The following is a 20,335-nucleotide window of genomic DNA, read 5'->3' as shown; positions in this document are numbered from 1 at the left end:
AGAAAACAACTCTTCGAGTTACTGATTTCTGTTTTGCTCCCTATTTCAATTCAAACTTCAACTCAGCTGTTGGGCGAACTAGACCACGTTCATGAAGGGTTTCTGCAATTTGAACCGAGTTCCAAGCAGCACCCTTGAGAAGGTTATCGGAAACAACCCACATATGGATCCCTTTTTCAGCATCCAAGTCTTTACGGATACGTCCGACAAATGTATCACGTGAACCGACAGCATTGACTGCTTGAGGATAGATTTGGTGAGCCACATCGTCTTCAAGAACTGCACCTGGAAAGGCAGCAATCGCAGCCTTGACTTCATCGATTGGAGCCACTTCTTTTGTTTCAATGTAAACAGACTCAGAGTGAGCTGACAAGACAGGAATACGCACGCAAGTTGCTGAAACGGCAATGCTATCGTCTTCCATGATTTTCTTAGTTTCGTTTGTCATCTTCATTTCTTCATAAGTGTAGTCATTATCAGTGAAGACGTCGATTTGAGGAAGAGCATTAAAAGCAATTGGATAATGTTTCTTGTCTCCACCTGATGGCAAGATTTCCGCATGCAAATCACGTGGATTCACACCGTCATTTAAGACTTCACGAAGCTCACGTTGAGTTTCAAGAATAGCTCCCATACCAGCACCTGAAACTGCTTGATAAGTTGATACGATGATACGGTCCAAGCCCCATTTTTGACGAACCGGCTCTAGAGCAACCATCATTTGAATAGTTGAACAATTAGGACAGGCGATGATCCCGTTATGAGCATCAAGAGCATGGGCATTGACCTCAGGTACTACCAATGGTACATCAGGATTTTGACGGAAGTAAGAAGTGTTATCTACAACTACTGCCCCTGCTTTAACAGCATAAGGTGCGTATTTTGCAGAAGTTGAACCTCCAGCTGAGAAGAGAGCAATATCAACTCCTTCAAAAGCTTCTTCTGTTGTTTCTTCAATAGTCACATCTTGGCCCTTGAATTGCAAGACCTTTCCTGCAGAACGTGCAGATGCAAGGTAACGAATCTTATCGATTGGAAGAGTTGATTCTTCCAACATTTTGATCATTTGAGCACCAACGGCACCTGTAGCACCGACAACAGCAACTGTATATCCCATAACAAACCTCTTTTTGAATTTTCTAAAAATTTCTATAATAGAAACATTATACTACTTTTTAGAAAAATTGAAAAGTCTTTACCTTATCTATTTTCTGAAATTGACAAGAAAAGGCGGTGGGACAGAAATCGATAGACAAAGTCTCGATTTCGTAGTCCCAGCCCCGCGAGGATGATTAGGTGCTTTTTGGAGTCTAAAAGACGAACAAAAAGTTCAATCAGCTACCGCGTCAAAGTTTGATTGCTAATAAAAAATGAGGTCGGGCTCTTTTGTCCCAACCTCTTCTACTATTCATAAAATTGTTTATATGGTTTATTAAATGATTGCAATATTTCTGGGGAAGCTTCTAAATAGTTTTTAACTTCTTTCAAATTTGCTTTAACAATAATCCGTTCTGTAGCATTAGCATCTTCACAGGTTACTAAAGTCAACTCGTCAACCCCATCTCGGTCTTCTATAACATCGATTCTATCTGGAGTCACCTTATTAACTTCTACAATTTCATATTTATAAACCTTTTCTTTATCAGTTAGATAAATGAACATTCCATTAGTAGCGCGTGCTAAGGGTGAAAATAGCTTCTGATCTGCATCTTTACCAGTAAAAATACGGTGGCTTGCCAATGAATAATTTCCCTGTCCCATAACCTGATTGGCTTTCATCGTTCCAGCGCCGTAGAAAAGGTTAACATTATCCAGCCCCTTAAAAATAGGCAAGTTCATTTCAAGTTCTGGGATAGAAATACCACCAATTACTGGAAGTTGCTGGGAACTCCATTGAGCAGAAAGTACTGCCTCTGAAGATAAGGATTTTACAGAGTCAAAATCAAAATTTCCAGTAGCAGTTTTATTTTCCTCAATTTCCTCTTTTGAAACCTGACTTACTTGATATTTATTGGTATTCCAAATCATAATTACGTCACGTATCTTCGAGTTAAAAATCAATGCTAGAGACAAAAGGATTAGAAAGCCAGCTAAAATATTAATCAGCAGATTCTTACGTTTATTTTTTTTACTCTTAGTTCTTTTTTGAGACATTATTCTTCACTTTCTGTTTCGTTTTCTGCCCCAACTTCTTCTTTCTCAGCTGCCGCAACTGTTGTAAAGGTTACAATCTTAGCGTTCTCATCTAGACGCATAACCTTAACTCCCATAGTTGAACGTCCAGTCTTAGAAATATTGGCAACATTTGTACGAATCATGACACCGGTATCTGTGATAACCATCAAATCTTCGTCGCCTTTTACTGTTAGAAGACCAGCAAGATGACCATTCTTATCTGTAATATTAGCAGTCTTCATACCTTTACCAGCACGACCTTTAGTTGGATATTCAGTGGCAACTGTACGCTTACCGTATCCTTTTTCAGTAATGATAAGAACTTCATCTTGATCGGTAATCACTCTAGCACCAACTACAGCATCACCTTCACGAAGATTTACTCCTTTAACACCTGTAGCACTACGACTCATGCTACGAACGGATGATTGATTGAAACGAACTGCATATCCCAATTTAGTACCAATGATGATATCAGTATCTTCTTGAGTCAGAAGAACATTAATCAATTCGTCCTCATCTTTCAAATTCAAGGCTTTTAGACCATTTTGACGAATGTTAGCAAATTCTTTTACGCTAGTTCTCTTAACAATACCTGCTCGAGTCGTAAAGAAGATGTATGCATCATCACTTCGTTCTGATTCGACGTTAATAATGGTTTGGATACTTTCTCCCTCATCCAGTTTCAAGAGGTTCACTACAGGTAATCCCTTGGCTGTACGACCATATTCTGGGATTTCATAACCTTTCAAACGATAGACACGACCTTTGTTGGTAAAGAAGAGCAAGTGATCATGGGTGCTGGTAGAAACCAACTCCCTGACAAAGTCATCATCCTTAACACCAGTACCTTGAACACCACGTCCACCACGTTTTTGGGCAGTAAACTCGTCTTGGTCCAAACGTTTAATGTAGCCTTTATTTGATAAAGTGATGAGAACATCAGACTCTTCAATCAAGTCTTCATCTTCAAGTGTCAAGACTTCACCAACCATCAACTCAGTACGGCGTTTATCTCCAAACTTCCGTTTGACTTCATCCAATTCTTCTTTGATGATTTGTGCTACGCGTTCTGGTTTTGCAAGAATATCAGTTAAATCAGCAATCAAAGCAATCAATTCGTCATACTCTGACTGAATCTTATCACGTTCCAAACCTGTCAAACGACGGAGACGCATGTCTAGGATTGCTTGACTTTGACGTTCAGAAAGCTTGAACTTGCTCATCAATTCTGCTTGAGCCTCTTCATCAGTTTCACTGGCACGGATAATACGAATAACTTCGTCGATGTGGTCTAGTGCAATCAGCAAACCTTCCAAGATATGTGCGCGTGCTTCGGCTTTCTCTTTATCAAATTGAGTACGACGAGTCACAACTTCTTTTTGGTGCTCAATGTATGCATCCAAGATTTGGCGAAGCGATAAAATCTTTGGAACACCATTTTGGATAGCAAGCATGTTAAAACCAAAGCTAGTCTGCATCTGAGTCATCTTGAATAAGTTGTTCAAAATAACATTAGCTGATGCGTCGCGTCTAACTTCAATAACAAAGCGAACACCTTCACGGTTAGATTCATCACGAACAGCAGTAATTCCATCGATACGTTTCTCTTGAACCAGACGCACAATATGTTCATGTACTTTGGTTTTGTTGACCATATATGGGAATTCAGTAACAACGATACGTTCGCGACCTGTTTTAGTTTCTTCAATTTCCGTACGAGAACGAAGAACAATAGATCCCTTACCAGTCTCATACGCTTTATGAATACCTGATTTACCCATAACTAGGGCACCAGTTGGGAAGTCTGGACCAGGCAAAACCTCCATCAAGTCTTTGGTTGTAACTTCAGGATTATCCATGACGAGTTTAACAGCATCAATGGTTTCACCCAAATTATGAGGTGGAATATTAGTCGCCATACCAACGGCAATACCTGTGGCACCATTGACCAAAAGATTTGGAAAACGAGCTGGTAAAACAACAGGTTCTCGTTCATTGGCATCATAGTTATCAACAAAGTCAACGGTATTTTTATTGATATCGCGAAGCATTTCAAGAGCAATCTTACTCATACGTGCTTCGGTATAACGTTGCGCAGCAGCACCATCACCGTCCATAGAACCAAAGTTACCGTGCCCATCTACAAGCATATAGCGGTAGCTCCACCATTGAGCCATACGAACCATAGCTTCATAGATAGATGAATCCCCGTGTGGGTGGTATTTACCCATTACGTCCCCTGTAATACGGGCAGATTTCTTATGAGGTTTATCAGGCGTAACTCCTAATTCGTTCATTCCGTACAAAATACGACGATGAACAGGTTTTAACCCATCACGAACATCAGGAAGAGCTCGCGATACGATTACACTCATAGCGTAGTCGATAAAGCTAGTCTTCATCTCCTTTGTCAGATTGACATTCACTAGATTTTTATCTTGCATTAAAAAATGCCTCATTTCCCTATTAGTAACTAGATATATTATACCATAGTTTAGCCTAAATTTCAGTCTCTGGATATGCCTAAAACGTTTACATTCTCATCTGGATGTTATATCCGTGACAAAGCTATTTAAAAGTGATAGAATGAAATCAAATGGGGAATCCCCCCTGAAAAAAACAAAGGAGATGTTTAGACAAATGACAGTTACTAAACAACACAAAAAAGTTATCCTCGTTGGTGACGGTGCCGTAGGTTCATCTTACGCTTTCGCTCTTGTTAACCAAGGTATTGCTCAAGAACTTGGTATCATTGAAATTCCTCAATTGTTTGAAAAAGCAGTTGGTGATGCTGAAGACCTTAGCCACGCGCTTGCTTTTACTTCGCCTAAGAAAATTTATGCTGCTAAGTATGAAGACTGTGCGGATGCTGACCTTGTAGTTATCACTGCTGGTGCTCCACAAAAACCAGGTGAAACTCGTCTTGACCTTGTTGGTAAAAACCTTGCTATCAACAAATCAATCGTTGAACAAGTTGTTGCGTCTGGTTTTGACGGTATCTTCCTTGTTGCTGCTAACCCAGTTGACATTTTGACTTACTCAACTTGGAAATTCTCAGGATTCCCTAAAGAACGTGTTATCGGTTCAGGTACTTCACTTGACTCAGCTCGTTTCCGTCAAGCACTTGCTGAAACTATCGGCGTTGACGCTCGTTCAGTTCATGCTTACATCATGGGTGAGCACGGTGACTCAGAATTTGCAGTTTGGTCACACGCTAACGTTGCCGGTGTTAAATTGGAACAATGGTTGCAAGCTAACCGCGACTTAAATGAAGCTGACCTTGTTGAACTCTTCATCTCAGTTCGTGATGCTGCTTACTCAATCATCAATAAAAAAGGTGCAACATACTACGGTATCGCAGTTGCTCTTGCTCGTATCACAAAAGCTATCCTTGATGATGAAAATGCCGTACTTCCACTTTCAGTCTTCCAAGAAGGACAATACGGAGTTGAAAACGTCTTTATCGGTCAACCAGCTATCGTTGGTGCACACGGTATCGTTCGCCCAGTTAACATCCCATTGAACGACGCTGAAACACAAAAAATGCAAGCTTCTGCTCGTGAATTGCAAGAAATTATTGACGAAGCATGGAAGAACCCTGAATTCCAAGCTGCTTCTAAAAACTAATTTAATTAGATATTTAAAAAAATGTCTAGACAGTCCAGTCTAGACATTTTTTATATCGTTAATCCATCTGAGCAAAAGCTGCTTCCGCATCTGCGTTACTAATTGCCCCTAATTGAATCTTAGCAATTTTACCATTTGAATCAATTAGGTATTCAGTTGGGATACTTCGAATCTGATAGGCTTGGAAGGTTGTTCCCTTAGTGTCATATAAGACAGGTATATCCTTATAGCCCTGCTCCTCAAACCATTTTGGAAATTGGTCTATGGTTTTTTCGCCTTGAAGACCTGGTGCAATCACAGATAATATTTCGAAATCACGATCTTCTTTTGCAGCTAGTTCCATTAGTTCAGGCATACTCTTTTTACAAGGTCCGCACCAAGAAGCCCAAAATTTAAGATAAACTTTTTTACCTTTATAATCAGATAATTTGACTTCTTTTCCATCCATAGATTGTAGCGTAAAATCCGGTGCTTCGGCTCCTACAGCTATTTGCTTAACCGTTGCTTGTTGCTGAGTTTGACTCGTTTTAGTTTGCTGACTTGATTCCTTCCCTTGCTTACCACAAGCAATCAAAAGAAAGATAGATAAGAAACTAAGTCCAAAATAGATTATTTTTTTCATAAATAACTCCTTTTATCCTAATATTCCAGATAAGACATTTAACTGTCCCAACATCAATAAAATTCCCATGAGAATAATCAGTAAACCACCAATTCTTTTCAGTAAGAGCAGGTGAGATTTAATTCTACTAAAATAAGGCATGATCAGACCTGATGCCAAGGCCAATACTAAAAATGGGAGCGCCATTCCGAGAGTATAGATAAAGGTCAATAAAGCCCCCTGAAGAGCTCCATTTCCTCCCGAGGCAGCCAGTGCTAAAACAGAACTTAAAACTGGACCAATACAGGGAGTCCAACCAAAGCTAAAGCTGATACCAAGTAAAAAGGCCGATAGATATTTACTAGACTGTTTTTGATTAAATGTTACTGTTTTTTGGAACTCTAATTTACGTAGATGAAGGATTTCCATCTGATGCAACCCCAATATGATAATAATGACTCCCATGACATAACGGAACCAATCAGCATAAAGTAAGTTACCTAGAAATCCTGCTCCAAACCCTAGAATAAAGAAAATCAAAGAGATACCTGCAATAAAACAGAGTGTCCGAATTAATCCTGACCAGGCAACCTCTTTACCTAAAAAACGAAATGTTTTTGACTGTTCTTGATCATCTAATAAAACACCTGCATAGACTGGTAACAAGGGAAAAATGCAGGGCGAAAAGAATGACAAGACACCAGCTAAAAACACAGAGATAAAAAATATAATACTTTCCAATTAAGAACCTTCTTTCATATAGTCATCTTTTATTTTACTACAAAAGAAAACGTTTGTAAGATATCTGCTACGCAAATTTAATTTCAACTTTAACGAATAAAAAAAGGAGCCCAGCTCCCTTTTTTGATTAATAAGTACCCTCTTCACCTTGACTTGTCAAGATTACAGGTCCATCCTTGGTAATAACAAACTGGTGTTCATACTGACATGATAAACCACCGTCAATAGTTTTGTGAGCCCATCCTGTTTTCATGTCTGTATCGATTTCCCAATCACCTGTATTAATCATCGGCTCTATTGTCAATACCATACCTTCACGAAGACGAAGGCCACGACCTGCAATACCATAGTTAGGAACCATTGGCTCTTCATGCATCGTTGGACCAACACCATGTCCTACAAGATCGCGAACAACTCCATAGCCACGACTTTCAGCATATTCTTGAATAGCAGCTCCAATATCACCGATACGGTTTCCTACAACAGCCTGTTCAATTCCTTTATACATAGCCTCTCTGGTAACATCCATCAAGTTTTTAACTTCTTCTGACGGTTTACCAACTGCATAGGCCCAACAAGAATCGGCTAATCCACCCGTAAAGTTTTGCGTATATTTCTTAACTTGCTTGACATTATTGAAATTCAATTTAGAAACATCAAGGTCTGATTTAGCTATCGGTCCTCCAAGAACCATATCAACCTTGAGCAAATCACCTTCTTTTAAAATATAGTGGCGAGGAAAAGCATGAGCTACTTCGTCATTGAGTGAGCAGCATGTTGCATATGGATAATCCATGATGGCTCCATCCACACCGATTTGTAGTGGAAGGAAATTCTCTTCTTTACAACGACGGCGAACATACTCTTCTACTTCCCACATATCTACACCTGGTTTGATGATATCACGCAAGCCAATGTGGATACTTGCAAGAAAATCACCAGCCTTATCCATAGCTTCGATTTCTCTAGCTGATTTTAATGTAATCATGTTTTCTCCTAGATTCTAATTAATTTTTACAGTAACATTTGCTTTTGATACAATTTGATGATTGAGATAAATGTCATAATCAATAATAGCCGACCGTCTCGTATGGTGAATAATTCTAGCTTGAATACGTAGAACATCATCAATCTGAACAGCCTGTAAGAAATAAATCAACATCTGTTCAATGATGAGGTTACGCCCACTATTAACGACCAAGTCCTGAGTCATATGGGTTAAGATTTCTGCAAGGACACCATTTGCAAGGACACCATTTTTCTCAAGCATAAAGGGTTCAACTGTAATGACAACTTCATCATGATGATAAGACAACTTTTGTCCAATCTGTTCTGAAAATGTTGGGAGTGCTGAAACCTGAGAACGACTCATTTTTTCCATGACATCCCGTCTAGTAATGACACCTAGCAAGGTCTGGTTACTGCGCACAACGGGTACCATTTCAAAATCTTCTGCAATCATTCTCTGGCTCACGTTAGCAATATTCGTTGCTAAGCCTGTCATATAGACTGTTCTTGTCATAACCTTATCAATGGTTGTACCTGGTGATTTATCTCCAGCATCTCGCATGGTTACAACACCCACAACAACCTTATGCTGATTGATAACAGGGAAGCGACTAGTCCTATTCTTTCGAACCAAGTCCAAATAATCCTTTACGGTATCTGTTTCCTGTAAAAAACCATATTCATGACTAGTACGATAAATCTTTTCAACCGTTAAAATATCCGTCTTAATCTGAACATTTGAAAGAGCGCGGTTAATCATCGTCGCAATTGTAAATGTATCATGCTTGCTTCGTAATACTGGAATATTCTTCTTATCAGCTGTATTCAAAACATCTTTATGGACTTCAAATCCACCTGTTACCAAGACAGCATTCTCATTTTCAAGTGCCAATAATTGGATACGTGTTCGGTCACCAACAATGACTAGTCCACCATCATGAAGGTATGAAAGTATATTTTTCTCAGTCATTGCTCCGATGGAAAATTTACTGAATTCTCTATCTAAACCAGCTTGACCAGCTAAAACTTCCGAACCAGTGACCTCTGCGATTTCTGCAAAGGTCAATCTTTCAATAGCAACTTTTTTTGACTTTACTCGAACAGTCCCACTTCTAGGACGTGTTTCAACTAAACCTCTATTTTCAGCCTCTTTGATAGCACGATAAGCCGTACCATCACTAACTCCCAAGCGATTGGAAATACTCCGAACGCTAACCCGTTTTCCGACTGGTAATTCTTCTAAATAAGCTAAAATCTCTTGGTGTTTACTCATTTAGCTCTCCTTTTGTATAGCGAAATTCTAGATAATCCCGCATCTTACGAGTATAGCGGTCACTACCTTTAAAACGACGAGATAGAACAAAGCCTGATTTTTGCGCAACTTTTTGACTGGCGCTATTTTCCAGATGCGTTACAATAAATAGTTGCTTTAAGTCAAATTCTGTCATGGATAAATCCCGCAATTTGCTAACAGCTTCAGTCATATATCCCTGAGACCAAAAATCTTTCCTCAAAAAATAGCCAATTTCTGCTTCTTTTCTAATTTCGTCCAGTTTTTCAAACTTAATTGCTCCAATCATTTTTTCTGTTTTTTTATCACAAATGGCCCAAATACCCAAAGGTGATTTCATAAAGTAGTTTGCAAGCGCATATTGACTTTCATCAATACTAGCTTGTGTAGGAAAAATAAATTGAAGATTTTCAGGGTCTGATGCCAACTCATGAAAGTCATCTACATCTGTAAAAAAGAATGGACGGAAATACAAACGTTCCGTCTCATAAAAAGAAAACATTGCTAATTTTGTCCAGATATTCATTCTTATCCTCAAATTGCTAATCTTCGATCAGCTCAATATCTGCTCCAAGCTTACGTAATTTCTCAATGATATTTGAGTATCCTCGTAAAATAAACTCAACACTGGTAATCTCTGTTCTACCTTCAGCCATTAGACCAGCAATAACCAAAGCTGCACCTGCACGTAAGTCTGTAGCTCTTACGCTTGCACCATGTAGAGGATTCCCACCTTTATAGATAATGTGATCATTCGTGGTACTAATATCTGCATTCATTTTAGCTAATTCGAAGACGTGGTTGACACGTTTTTCATAAATGGTATCAATCAGTGTTCCTCGTCCTTCAGCTTTCAACAAAAGAGGGGTAATCGGTTGTTGAAGGTCGGTAGCAAATCCTGGATATGGAGCAGTCTTGATATTAACAGCTTTTAGATTTTTTTGCTCTTCTACAAATATACTATCTTCAGAAACAGTCATGTGAACTCCCATCTCTTCAAGCTTAGCAATAAAGCCTTCAAGATGCTCGTAAAGTACATTATTAATACGAATCCCTTTACCTACCGTAGCCGCCAAAGAAATATAAGTACCAGCTTCGATACGGTCTGGAATAACTTGATGGCGCGTGCCATGTAGGGACTCAACACCATCGATAGTAATCATATCCGTACCTGCACCACGAATATGAGCTCCCATATTATTTAACAAAGTAGCTACATCAATAATTTCAGGCTCCCTAGCAGCATTTTCAATGACTGTACGTCCTTTAGCTTTTACTGCTGCAAGCATCGTATTAATAGTTGCTCCGACACTGACAGTATCCATATAAATACTTGCGCCTTGTAACTTTGAACCATTAGTTGAGAGATTCATATTATCTCCCTCGTATGTTGTCTTTGCTCCCATAGCTTCAAAGGCTTTTAAGTGCAAATCAATGGGACGAGGTCCCAAGTCACATCCACCAGGTAAACCAACTGTTGCTTCACCGAAACGACCAAGAAGACTACCGTAGAAATAATAGGATGCTCGAAGACTATTAATCTTACCATATGGCATTGGTTTATTCTGAACACCACGAGGATCAATCTCTAAAACATCATCATAGCGCTTAACACTCGCACCCATGATTTCCATAATTTCAATTAAACTGGCTACGTCTGAGATGTCTGGTACACAGTCCAAGATAACAACATCATCTGACAAAATAATAGCTGGAATCAGAGCTACCACACTATTTTTTGCACCACTAATGGTTATTTCACCCTTTAATGGACGCCCACCGTTAATGACAATTTTTTTCATTATTATATATATACTCTTTCACTATTTATTCATAAGGTCTCACCCTATATTATACCATATTTCTTTCTTATTATCTATCGTAATAAATCAAATAAGTTTCTTAAAACTTAATTGAATTCTAATAGCTTCCGTATCGTATTTCAAAATTTTCTTTCTCAAATTTCACTCAAAAAAAGCTTCCCGAAAACTCGGAAAGCCTTATTTAATGGTATATAGAGCGATTATTTTGCGATAGGGTAAACAGAAACTTGTTTCTTATCGCGACCTTTACGTTCGAAACGTACTACGCCTTCAACTTTAGCGAACAAAGTATCGTCTCCACCACGACCAACATTAACACCTGGGTAGATGTGTGTACCACGTTGACGGTAAAGGATTGATCCACCAGTTACAGTTTGTCCGTCAGCTGCTTTAGCTCCAAGACGTTTAGCTTGTGAATCGCGTCCGTTTGATGTAGAACCTCCACCTTTTTTGTGGGCGAAAAGTTGCAAGTTGTTAAGAGTCATTTTTAACATAATGTTTTCCTCCGTGTTAGTTTTCTGTGATAACTCTGGTTTGGACGAACTCAGAAGAGTTCTCCGACAAGTTTGCCATACCTAAGAAAAATGATTCAAAGAATAATTGTGTCATTTCTCTCTGGTGAGAAGGAAGATCTTTTGGAATTTCAACCATCAGATAGCCACCTTCATCTTCGTTTAATTCTAAGATTGGTTCATAGCCTGCAAATTTCTCAATGGAATTGATAAAGTTAATGGCAAGCGTAGAAACCGATGCACACACGACATCTAGGCCGTATTCGCCACTCTCGGCGTGTCCAGTAATCTCCGCACTCCTCAGCTCGCCATCTTCGGCTCTCTCAAAGACTGCTTGTATCATGTGTTCTCCTTAAAATTAAGCGTTGATTGCGTTGATGACAACTTTAGTATATGGTTGACGGTGACCTTGTTTACGGTGGCTACCTTTTTTAGGTTTGTACTTGTAAGTAACAACTTTCTTTTGTTTTCCTTGTTTTTCAACAGTTCCAACAACAGTAGCTCCAGCAACAAGTGGAGTTCCGACAACAGTGTTTTCACCACCAACAAGAACAACTTCGTTAAAAGTAACTTCTTGACCAGCTTCAACGTTCAATTTTTCAACGTAAACTGCTTGACCAACTTCAACTTTAACTTGTTTTCCGCCAGTTTTGATAATTGCGTATGTGCTCATCATGCACCTCCTATGATTTTTTGGGGTTTCCCCGAATTTTTGTGAAGACTCGCCTAGCATCGTGGGACGAACCACTTATACTTGAATATCAAGCGACGATGTTCGTGCGGTTGCACAGGAATGTGCATAGTCAACTCTACAAGTATAGCATGATTCCGATTTTTTGACAAGTATTTTCACTCAAAATTCAGCCTTTTATTAGACTTTTTTTTGCAAAGAAGATAAAACCATACTTAGATAAAAAATACTCATCATGATAGGGACACCTAAAATTGTTTTTTCGTTGAAGATAATCGTTAAGTAAGCTGAAAATACTACTCCTAGAATGAAACTAACAAGTAGGCTCACAAAAATCAATCCTTCCATCAAAAAGGCTGTATGCTTGGTCCGGAAGTATTCACCAAAAGCCAACATAGTTCGCTTAATATTTCCCGTCATAAAGGCATTGTTATAGGCAATTCCAGAAACCTCTCCAAAAGCTGTTGTAACGAGACCCATACAAAAAGCCAGAGGAGGAACAATAAACAAATTATCAACACTCAATGGAATAAAGCCGATTATCAATGATAAAATAGCTAATGGAACAAGTGATAGAATGGGTTTTTTAACAATGCGAAGTTTTTCCTTGTAAATCGTAAGCAAAAAAACGCCTAACATGAAAGATAAAAGTGTCAATATCTTTATTTCAGCATCAGCCAAATTTCTCTGAACGATTCCGACTGATAGAAATACCACATTCCCCGTTTGCCCAGCGACTAAGGTATTCCCTCTTACAATAAATGTATAGGCATCTACATAGCCTGCACAAAAAGTCAAAAAAAGCGCCAATCTTTTTGAATGACGAGAAATTTTTCTCATAGGTAATAATCTCATACTAAACTCCTAAATTTACTGTAACTATTGTACCATTTTTTCTAGAAATTTCGAAGTATCAAAGCAAAAGAATTATCTCAAGGTAACGAGTTGGCTCTTTCTATGATATAATGAAATCAATCATTACTTGTGGAAAAGGAGTAACTATGCTAAAACTTGGTATCATAGGAACTAGTTCAATCAGCCATCATTTTCTAGAGGCTGCCCATACTAGCGGGAAATTTCAACTGAGTGCAGTCTATTCTAGAAAAATAGAAACCGCAGAAAAGTTTGTTGAACAGTATCAAGGCGTTAAGCTATTTGATCAGCTAAATGATTTCTTTAATGATTCATTCGAAGTGGTTTATATCGCTAGTCCGAACTCATTGCATTATAGTCAGGCAAAGATGGCTTTATCTGCTGGAAAACATGTCATCCTTGAAAAACCAGCTGTTACCCAACCACATGAATGGCAGGATTTAGTTCAAACAGCCAAGGAGCATCAATGTTTTATCTTTGAAGCGGCACGTAACTACCATGAAGATGCTTTTGCCACAATTAAAGACTTTCTTGCAGACAAACATATTTTAGGGGCCGACTTCAATTACGCAAAGTACTCTTCAAAAATGCCTGATCTCCTTGCTGGACAGACACCAAATGTTTTCTCAGATCGTTTTGCTGGTGGTGCGCTTATGGATCTTGGTATCTATCCAATTTATGCTGCCGTCCGCTTATTTGGGAAACCTCTTGGCGCAACCTATCAAGCTCAGAAACTAGATAATAGCGTCGATTTGAACGGTGACGGCATGCTATACTATCCTGACTATCAAGTGCATATCAAAGCAGGAAAGAATATCACTTCTAATCTTCCTTGTGAGATTTATACTACTGATGGAACCTTGACACTTAATACAATCGAGCATATCCAATCAGCTGTTTTTATAGACCATCAAGGAAATGAACTTCAACTTCCTATCCAGCAGGCACCTCACACTATGACAGAGGAAGTCGCTGCTTTTGCACATATGATTAACCAACCAGACCAGACTCTCTATCAGCGATGGCTTACCGATGCAACAGATGTTCATCAAGTACTTTATACCATGCGACAAGATGCTGGCATTAGATTTGAGGCAGAAAAATGAAAACGAAACTACCAAACGAATGGCAAAAATTGATTGACCAACTAGGTTTCCAAGAATTCACTCCCATTCAAGAACAACTGTTTAATCCTATTCTAGAAGGAGAATCACTCCTCGGAGTTAGTCCAACCGGAACAGGAAAGACTTTAGCCTATCTCCTACCTAGTTTACTTAAACTCCAAAAGAAAAAATCCCAACAACTATTAATTTTGGCACCTAATACTGAGCTTGCTGGACAAATTTTTGAAGTCACTAAAACCTGGGGTGAGGTTATCGGATTAACAGCTCAGCTATTTCTATCCGGTTCGAGCCAGAAACGCCAAATTGAACGACTTAAAAAAGGACCAGAAATTTTAATTGGAACACCTGGGCGTATCTTTGAACTCATCAAATTGAAAAAAATCAAGATGATGAATGTAGAGACTATTATTCTTGATGAATTTGACCAGTTGCTAGACGATTCTCAGATCCATTTTGTCGAAAAGATTACCCACTACGCTCCTCGTGACCACCAACTCATCTATATGAGTGCGACTACAAAGTTTGACCAAGATAAGATTGCAGCTAACACGCGCACCATTGACCTCTCTGATCAAAAGTTGGACAACATCCAACACTTTTACATGCAAGTAGACCAACGTCACCGAGTAGATATGCTTCGGAAACTAGCACATGTCGATGACTTCCGTGGACTCGTCTTCTTTAACAGTTTGTCAGACCTTGGAAGCGCTGAGGAAAAATTGCAGTATCGTGATATTTTAGCTGTTTCGCTTGCGAGCGATGTCAACGTTAAATTTAGAAAAGTTATCTTAGAAAAGTTCAAAGATAATCAACTGACTCTACTTCTTGCGACAGACCTTCTAGCTCGTGGTATCGACATCGATAGCTTGGAATGTGTGGTTAACTTTGATATCCCTAGAGATATGGAAACTTACACTCACCGCGCTGGACGTACTGGACGTATGGGCAAAGAAGGATATGTGATTACTCTTGTAACCCATCCAGAAGACCTCAAAAAACTGAAGAAATTTGCAAGTGTACGTGAAATTGTCTTGAAAAATCAGGAACTATATATCAAATGAGAGTGGGACAGAAATCGGTAATTCGTTAGAATTCGATTTCGTCGTCCCACCTCCGCACAGTTGAGTAGGGCTGTAAAAGCTGATGAAATCAGCGTAGTAGAGCCCACTCAACCACTGCGTCTTGCTCGAATTGAGAGGCTAGAACTTTTGTCCCAGCCTCTTTTTCTTATCCCCAAGTAATTTCTAAACGGTAGTCCGCAAATGGAACTCCTTCTTTGTTTTGAAGTTGATAGGCTAGTTCAATCTTCTCTTCACCAACTTCATAGTGGCTGGTTTGAATGATAAACTCCTGCATACCCATAGGTGTTGGAATATAGGCTAAACTATCGGAATCCTTCAGAAAACGCATGATAGTATTGGGATTTGAGAAGCGCGTCATGACGAGCTCTTCTTCTTGAAACTTAATTACAACTTTTTCTTGCTCTTCATTGTAGAAAAGGAGATAAGAAAAATCTCCCTTTTCACGTAGTTCTACATCATAAAGTTGGTCGATTACTTCCAATTGTTCATCGAACTGGATAGTATTTCTCATACTAATCTTCACAAGAGTTCCTCTTTCTTCTCACTTATCCCTACTATTTTACCAAAAAGCCACGGAATTTGCTATAATGGTCTTATGAATGAAAAAGTATTTCGTGACCCTGTTCACAACTATATCCACGTTAATAATCAAGTCATTTATGACCTAATCAATACCAAAGAATTTCAACGGCTTCGTCGCATCAAACAGTTAGGGACATCTAGCTATACTTTCCATGGTGGAGAGCATAGTCGTTTTTCTCACTGTTTGGGTGTCTACGAAATTGCCCGTCAAATCACTGAGATATTTGAGGAGAAATATCCTGAGGAGTGGGATTCTAATGAGTCTCTCTTAACCATGACTGCAGCCCTTCTACATGACCTTGGACATGGTGCCTACTCTCATACTTTTGAAAATCTCTTTGATACTGACCATGAGGCAATTACTCAGGAAATTATTCAGAGTCCTGAAACAGAGATTCACCAGGTTCTTTTGCAGGTGGCACCCGATTTCCCGAAAAAGGTAGCCAGCGTTATCGACCACACTTATCCAAATAAACAAGTGGTTCAGCTGATTTCTAGTCAGATTGATGCGGACCGCATGGACTATCTCCTTCGTGACTCCTACTTCACTGGTGCTTTTTATGGCCAGTTTGATTTAACACGGATCCTTCGTGTCATTCGTCCTGTTGAAAATGGAATCGCCTTTCAGCGTAATGGGATGCATGCCATCGAGGACTATGTCCTTAGTCGTTATCAGATGTACATGCAGGTCTATTTCCACCCAGCCACACGTGCCATGGAAGTCCTTTTGCAAAATCTTCTCAAACGTGCCAAAGAACTCTATCCAGAAAACAAGGACTTCTTTGCTCTAACCTCTCCACACTTACTACCATTCTTTGAAAAAAACGTTAGCTTGTCTGATTATCTAGCACTAGATGACGGAGTTATGAATACCTACTTCCAGCTCTGGATGACAAGTACGGACAAGATATTGGCTGACCTGTCCCAACGTTTCATTAATCGGAAGGTCTTTAAATCTATTACTTTTTCTCAGGAAGACCAAAATCAACTTGAAATCATGCGAGGTTTAGTAGAGGAAATTGGTTTTGATCCCAACTACTACACTGCTATTCATAAGAATTTTGACCTTCCATACGATATTTACCGACCAGAGTCCGAAAATCCAAGAACACAAATTGAGATTGTGCAGAAAAATGGTGAGTTAGCTGAACTTTCTAGTCTTTCACCTATCGTCCAATCTCTTGCAGGAAGTCGTCATGGTGACAACCGTTTCTACTTCCCTAAAGAAATGCTCAATCCAAACAATATTTTTGCTTCTACCATTCAACAATTTTCACATTTGATTGAGAATGATCATTTCGCTCCAGACAAGAAATAACAGAGGAAATTTATGAGTATAAAACTAATCGCCGTCGATATTGATGGTACCCTAGTTAATAGTAAAAAAGAAATTACTCCAGAAGTTTTTGCAGCTATCCAAGATGCCAAAGCAGCTGGAGTCAAGGTTGTCATTGCAACAGGACGCCCCATCGCTGGTGTTGCCAAACTCCTTGACGACTTGCAGTTGAGAGATGAAGGTGATTATGTTGTGACCTTCAACGGTGCCCTTGTCCAAGAAACTGCTAATGGTCATGAGATTATCAGTGAATCCTTAACTTACGAGGACTATCTGGATATGGAATTTCTCAGCCGTAAACTTGGAGTCCATATGCATGCTATTACCAAGGACGGCATCTACACTGCCAATCGCAATATCGGAAAATACACCGTACACGAATCAACCCTCGTCAGTATGCCAATTTTTTACCGTACACCCGAAGAGATGGCCGATAAAGAAATCGTTAAATGTATGTTTATCGACGAACCTGAGATTCTAGATGCTGCGATTGAAAAGATTCCAGCAAAATTTTACGAGCGATACTCTATCAACAAATCTGCTCCATTTTACCTAGAACTCCTTAAAAAGGATGTAGACAAGGGATCTGCTATCACTCACCTAGCTGAGAAACTTGGACTAAGTAAGGATGAAACCATGGCGATTGGGGATGAGGAAAATGACCGTGCCATGCTAGCAGTCGTTGGTAATCCCGTTGTTATGGAAAACGGAAACCCCAAACTCAAAAAAATCGCCAAATACATCACCAAAACAAATGATGAATCAGGCGTTGCCCATGCTATCCGAACTTGGGTCTTGTAAAATTATTAGAATTTAAAAAAGCACCCCAGAAGTTAGAGATACAACTCTAACTCCTGGGGTGTTTTAAATTACGGATTATTCTTCCTCATCAAACATAAGTGCGTCTAACTCTTCTCTTTCAACCGCAATTTCTTCATAGGTGGTAATGATATTACTTAATATCTCTAAGGTGATAATACCAGTCGAATCTTTCATAGTAACCATGGTTCCAATGTCACTCAAGTCATGAATAAGGGCTCTTACTTTTTTTAATTCGTCCAAATCTAGAATATCCACTTCCATAACTGTATCATGATTTTTTATTCTTGATTGGATTAGAGAAAGAGACAAGGATGAATAGTTTCTTAACAACTTATAGGTCACTGACTTATCCCCTATAGAATCAATATAAATAGCTAACATAGAACGTACTCCTTTACTCACTTTTTTGTATGTTCTACCCTTCAATCTCATATCAGTATCTTATAAGTCTTTATAAGCAGCATTAGCATAGTAACTCCTACTGTAAATCTTTGATAAACTCCACAACTTGACGATTCTCAATCTTCACATAATATCCACCGCTATTATTGACAAGTTTATCCCCTTCATATTTATCAATCTTTACAGCATAAAGACCGCTTGGAAGGGGTTGATTGTTAAAAAATTCTTTCATTTGCGATTCAAGGTCTTCAAGATAGGCATCATATAACTGATCCTTCTTGTCTTCTGGAGTGTAGTATCGAAATTGAAATTCTGGTATAAAAATATCTTTTTGGAAAAGATATTGAGCATCCATAGGATACATCCCTTGTAATGCTTGTCCATTTCTTTGATTTTCCTCTAATATTTTATCATAAAGATACATGTTGCCAGATTTACTATTAAATTGAAAATCAATCCCTTCGTACTTCAAAGCAGTCATTTTAGGATCTGTTATTGAAGTGTCCAATGTTTTTAAAAACTCACTGGTGCCTGGACTTATTTCAATCCCTAGATAGGCTAATTCTGGAAAAGCCTGATAAATTTTTTTGTTTTGTTCATAATCTACTTCTGCATCCGTCTTTTTATACTTTTTGTTTTCCGAAGGACGAGTATAGTATTCAAAACGGGAATTAGCTTGATAGGTTTTACCATCTATATTTTCAGTGTAAGTACCATGGATTACAAATCCTCCTACACTTGTATAGTTTTTTTCGTATTTTTCTAACTCAAACTGACCTTTAAGACCGTAGTTCTTATAAGAACGATGTACAGCTTGCTCAAGTTCATTCTGACTTGCATGGGCAAATAGACCCCACATATCCATCATAGCAATAATAGGACTAAGCACTATGAACATTGCAAATAGTATAACTATGGATAAGCAGCCAATTAATATGCCTTTTTTCATCTTTTTCTCCTTAACATTCTATGTCCATTATAACACACCATAGATATCTTATGAGTGGTTCAAAATTTGATCAAAGAAAAAACACTGGTTATCCAGTGTTTTTATTTCTAGTTCTGCCCCCTGCAGGAATCGAACCTGCAACTACTCCTTAGGAGGGAGTTGTTATATCCATTGAACTAAGGGAGCTAGAGAAAAACCCTGCCTTGCAGCAGAGTTTTGTTCATCGAATTAACGACGGATTTCTTTGATACGAGCTGCCTTACCTTGAAGAGCACGCAAGTAGTACAATTTCGCACGACGTACTTTACCGTAACGAACAACTTCGATCTTTTCAACACGTGGAGTGTGGATTGGGAAGATACGTTCAACACCTACACCGTTAGAGATTTTACGAACTGTGTAGTTTTCTGAGATGCCAGCACCTTTACGTGCAATAACAACACCTTCAAAGATCTGAACACGTTCACGGTTTCCTTCGACAACTTTCGCGTGTACACGAACAGTGTCACCAGGACGGAATGAAGGGATATCTGTACGAAGTTGACCTTCAGTCAAGCTTTGGATTAATGGATTCATTTTATTCTCCTATCTTTGTCAATCTTGAGGAAACTTCCTCAGCGGATAAACTGTATTTTTGTGCGTCCATTACACACAAGATACAGTTTATCAAATTTCCTAGAAAAAGTAAAGAAA

The 20,335-nt window shown here is 38.9% G+C and carries 22 protein-coding genes, 1 tRNA gene and 1 other annotated feature; of the genes, 5 read left to right on the top strand and 18 right to left on the bottom strand.

Annotation, left to right across the window (positions count from 1 at the left end; translation table 11 throughout):
- Positions 1 to 40: 40 nt before the first annotated feature.
- From NMM19_RS03040 to gyrA, 3 genes are all read right to left on the bottom strand, one after another.
- Positions 41 to 1,117: an aspartate-semialdehyde dehydrogenase gene (locus NMM19_RS03040; RefSeq protein ID WP_254729908.1), complete on the bottom strand. Its 1,077-nt coding sequence runs from the start codon at positions 1,115 to 1,117 to the stop codon at positions 41 to 43.
- Between the two features lie 287 nt (positions 1,118 to 1,404).
- A complete protein-coding gene (locus tag NMM19_RS03035) occupies positions 1,405 to 2,154 on the bottom strand; it encodes a class A sortase (RefSeq protein WP_214261826.1) in 750 nt (249 codons plus the stop codon).
- A complete protein-coding gene (gene gyrA, locus NMM19_RS03030; RefSeq protein ID WP_178894932.1) occupies positions 2,154 to 4,622 on the bottom strand; it encodes a DNA gyrase subunit A in 2,469 nt (822 codons plus the stop codon). Before gyrA ends, NMM19_RS03035 begins: the two co-directional genes overlap by 1 nt.
- 196 nt (positions 4,623 to 4,818) lie before the next feature.
- On the opposite strand from gyrA, the gene NMM19_RS03025 reads away from it, so the two are divergent.
- Positions 4,819 to 5,805, top strand: coding sequence for an L-lactate dehydrogenase (locus NMM19_RS03025; RefSeq protein ID WP_045614994.1), 987 nt, complete (start codon positions 4,819 to 4,821; stop codon positions 5,803 to 5,805).
- A 58-nt stretch (positions 5,806 to 5,863) separates the two neighbouring features.
- Here NMM19_RS03025 and sdbB read toward each other — a convergent pair whose 3' ends face one another.
- The 10 genes from sdbB to NMM19_RS02975 all read right to left on the bottom strand — a co-directional run bounded on the left by sdbB (position 5,864) and on the right by NMM19_RS02975 (position 13,327).
- Positions 5,864 to 6,427 (bottom strand): thiol-disulfide oxidoreductase-associated lipoprotein SdbB, encoded by a 564-nt coding sequence (gene sdbB / locus NMM19_RS03020; RefSeq protein ID WP_254729906.1) that lies wholly within the window; start codon positions 6,425 to 6,427, stop codon positions 5,864 to 5,866.
- 12 nt (positions 6,428 to 6,439) lie between these two features.
- Entirely contained in the window at positions 6,440 to 7,147 is a 708-nt protein-coding gene (gene ccdA2 / locus NMM19_RS03015) for a thiol-disulfide oxidoreductase-associated membrane protein CcdA2 (protein ID WP_254729904.1), read from the bottom strand.
- 127 nt (positions 7,148 to 7,274) lie between these two features.
- Positions 7,275 to 8,135, bottom strand: a complete 861-nt coding sequence (locus tag NMM19_RS03010) for a methionyl aminopeptidase (protein ID WP_254729902.1) — start codon at positions 8,133 to 8,135, stop codon at positions 7,275 to 7,277.
- A 15-nt stretch (positions 8,136 to 8,150) separates the two neighbouring features.
- A complete protein-coding gene (spxR, locus tag NMM19_RS03005) occupies positions 8,151 to 9,428 on the bottom strand; it encodes a CBS-HotDog domain-containing transcription factor SpxR (protein WP_254729900.1) in 1,278 nt (425 codons plus the stop codon).
- Complete coding sequence (locus NMM19_RS03000; RefSeq protein ID WP_254729898.1) at positions 9,421 to 9,972, bottom strand: GNAT family N-acetyltransferase; 552 nt, start codon at positions 9,970 to 9,972, stop codon at positions 9,421 to 9,423. Before NMM19_RS03000 ends, spxR begins: the two co-directional genes overlap by 8 nt.
- A 16-nt stretch (positions 9,973 to 9,988) precedes the next feature.
- Entirely contained in the window at positions 9,989 to 11,248 is a 1,260-nt protein-coding gene (locus tag NMM19_RS02995; RefSeq protein ID WP_254729896.1) for a UDP-N-acetylglucosamine 1-carboxyvinyltransferase, read from the bottom strand.
- A gap of 221 nt (positions 11,249 to 11,469) precedes the next feature.
- Positions 11,470 to 11,763, bottom strand: coding sequence for a 50S ribosomal protein L27 (gene rpmA / locus NMM19_RS02990; protein WP_000916509.1), 294 nt, complete (start codon positions 11,761 to 11,763; stop codon positions 11,470 to 11,472).
- A 16-nt stretch (positions 11,764 to 11,779) separates the two neighbouring features.
- Positions 11,780 to 12,124: a ribosomal-processing cysteine protease Prp gene (locus NMM19_RS02985; protein ID WP_000613699.1), complete on the bottom strand. Its 345-nt coding sequence runs from the start codon at positions 12,122 to 12,124 to the stop codon at positions 11,780 to 11,782.
- A 15-nt stretch (positions 12,125 to 12,139) separates the two neighbouring features.
- Positions 12,140 to 12,454: a 50S ribosomal protein L21 gene (gene rplU, locus NMM19_RS02980; protein ID WP_000109141.1), complete on the bottom strand. Its 315-nt coding sequence runs from the start codon at positions 12,452 to 12,454 to the stop codon at positions 12,140 to 12,142.
- A 35-nt stretch (positions 12,455 to 12,489) separates the two neighbouring features.
- Positions 12,490 to 12,576: a sequence feature (ribosomal protein L21 leader region), on the bottom strand.
- A 76-nt stretch (positions 12,577 to 12,652) separates the two neighbouring features.
- Entirely contained in the window at positions 12,653 to 13,327 is a 675-nt protein-coding gene (locus NMM19_RS02975; protein ID WP_178894925.1) for a YoaK family protein, read from the bottom strand.
- A 146-nt stretch (positions 13,328 to 13,473) separates the two neighbouring features.
- On the opposite strand from NMM19_RS02975, the gene NMM19_RS02970 reads away from it, so the two are divergent.
- Both NMM19_RS02970 and NMM19_RS02965 read left to right on the top strand, forming a co-directional pair.
- Positions 13,474 to 14,451: a Gfo/Idh/MocA family protein gene (locus NMM19_RS02970; protein WP_254729894.1), complete on the top strand. Its 978-nt coding sequence runs from the start codon at positions 13,474 to 13,476 to the stop codon at positions 14,449 to 14,451.
- Positions 14,448 to 15,530 (top strand): DEAD/DEAH box helicase, encoded by a 1,083-nt coding sequence (locus tag NMM19_RS02965; protein ID WP_254729892.1) that lies wholly within the window; start codon positions 14,448 to 14,450, stop codon positions 15,528 to 15,530. Before NMM19_RS02970 ends, NMM19_RS02965 begins: the two co-directional genes overlap by 4 nt.
- Before the next feature lie 166 nt (positions 15,531 to 15,696).
- On the opposite strand, the gene NMM19_RS02960 is transcribed toward NMM19_RS02965, so the two are convergent.
- Positions 15,697 to 16,074, bottom strand: coding sequence for a DUF1934 domain-containing protein (locus NMM19_RS02960; protein WP_254729890.1), 378 nt, complete (start codon positions 16,072 to 16,074; stop codon positions 15,697 to 15,699).
- A 72-nt stretch (positions 16,075 to 16,146) separates the two neighbouring features.
- Between NMM19_RS02960 and NMM19_RS02955 the strand changes: the two genes are divergently transcribed.
- Both NMM19_RS02955 and yidA read left to right on the top strand, forming a co-directional pair.
- Positions 16,147 to 17,451, top strand: coding sequence for an HD domain-containing protein (locus tag NMM19_RS02955; RefSeq protein ID WP_254729888.1), 1,305 nt, complete (start codon positions 16,147 to 16,149; stop codon positions 17,449 to 17,451).
- A 12-nt stretch (positions 17,452 to 17,463) separates the two neighbouring features.
- Positions 17,464 to 18,270, top strand: a complete 807-nt coding sequence (gene yidA, locus NMM19_RS02950) for a sugar-phosphatase (protein WP_247921441.1) — start codon at positions 17,464 to 17,466, stop codon at positions 18,268 to 18,270.
- A gap of 75 nt (positions 18,271 to 18,345) precedes the next feature.
- Here the strand turns inward: yidA and NMM19_RS02945 are convergent, their stop codons facing one another.
- From NMM19_RS02945 to rplS, 4 genes are all read right to left on the bottom strand, one after another.
- Entirely contained in the window at positions 18,346 to 18,672 is a 327-nt protein-coding gene (locus NMM19_RS02945) for a hypothetical protein (RefSeq protein WP_049496555.1), read from the bottom strand.
- Positions 18,673 to 18,769: 97 nt separating this feature from the next.
- Positions 18,770 to 19,642: a hypothetical protein gene (locus tag NMM19_RS02940; protein WP_254729886.1), complete on the bottom strand. Its 873-nt coding sequence runs from the start codon at positions 19,640 to 19,642 to the stop codon at positions 18,770 to 18,772.
- Between the two features lie 114 nt (positions 19,643 to 19,756).
- Positions 19,757 to 19,828, bottom strand: a tRNA-Arg gene (locus tag NMM19_RS02935).
- 42 nt (positions 19,829 to 19,870) lie between these two features.
- Entirely contained in the window at positions 19,871 to 20,218 is a 348-nt protein-coding gene (gene rplS / locus NMM19_RS02930) for a 50S ribosomal protein L19 (RefSeq protein WP_001068670.1), read from the bottom strand.
- Positions 20,219 to 20,335: the final 117 nt, after the last annotated feature.

It is taken from the genome of Streptococcus sp. CF8_St5-17, assembly GCF_024295665.1.
Classification (GTDB): Bacteria; Bacillota; Bacilli; order Lactobacillales; family Streptococcaceae; genus Streptococcus.
This window is presented reverse-complemented; position numbering and strand designations above follow the sequence as displayed.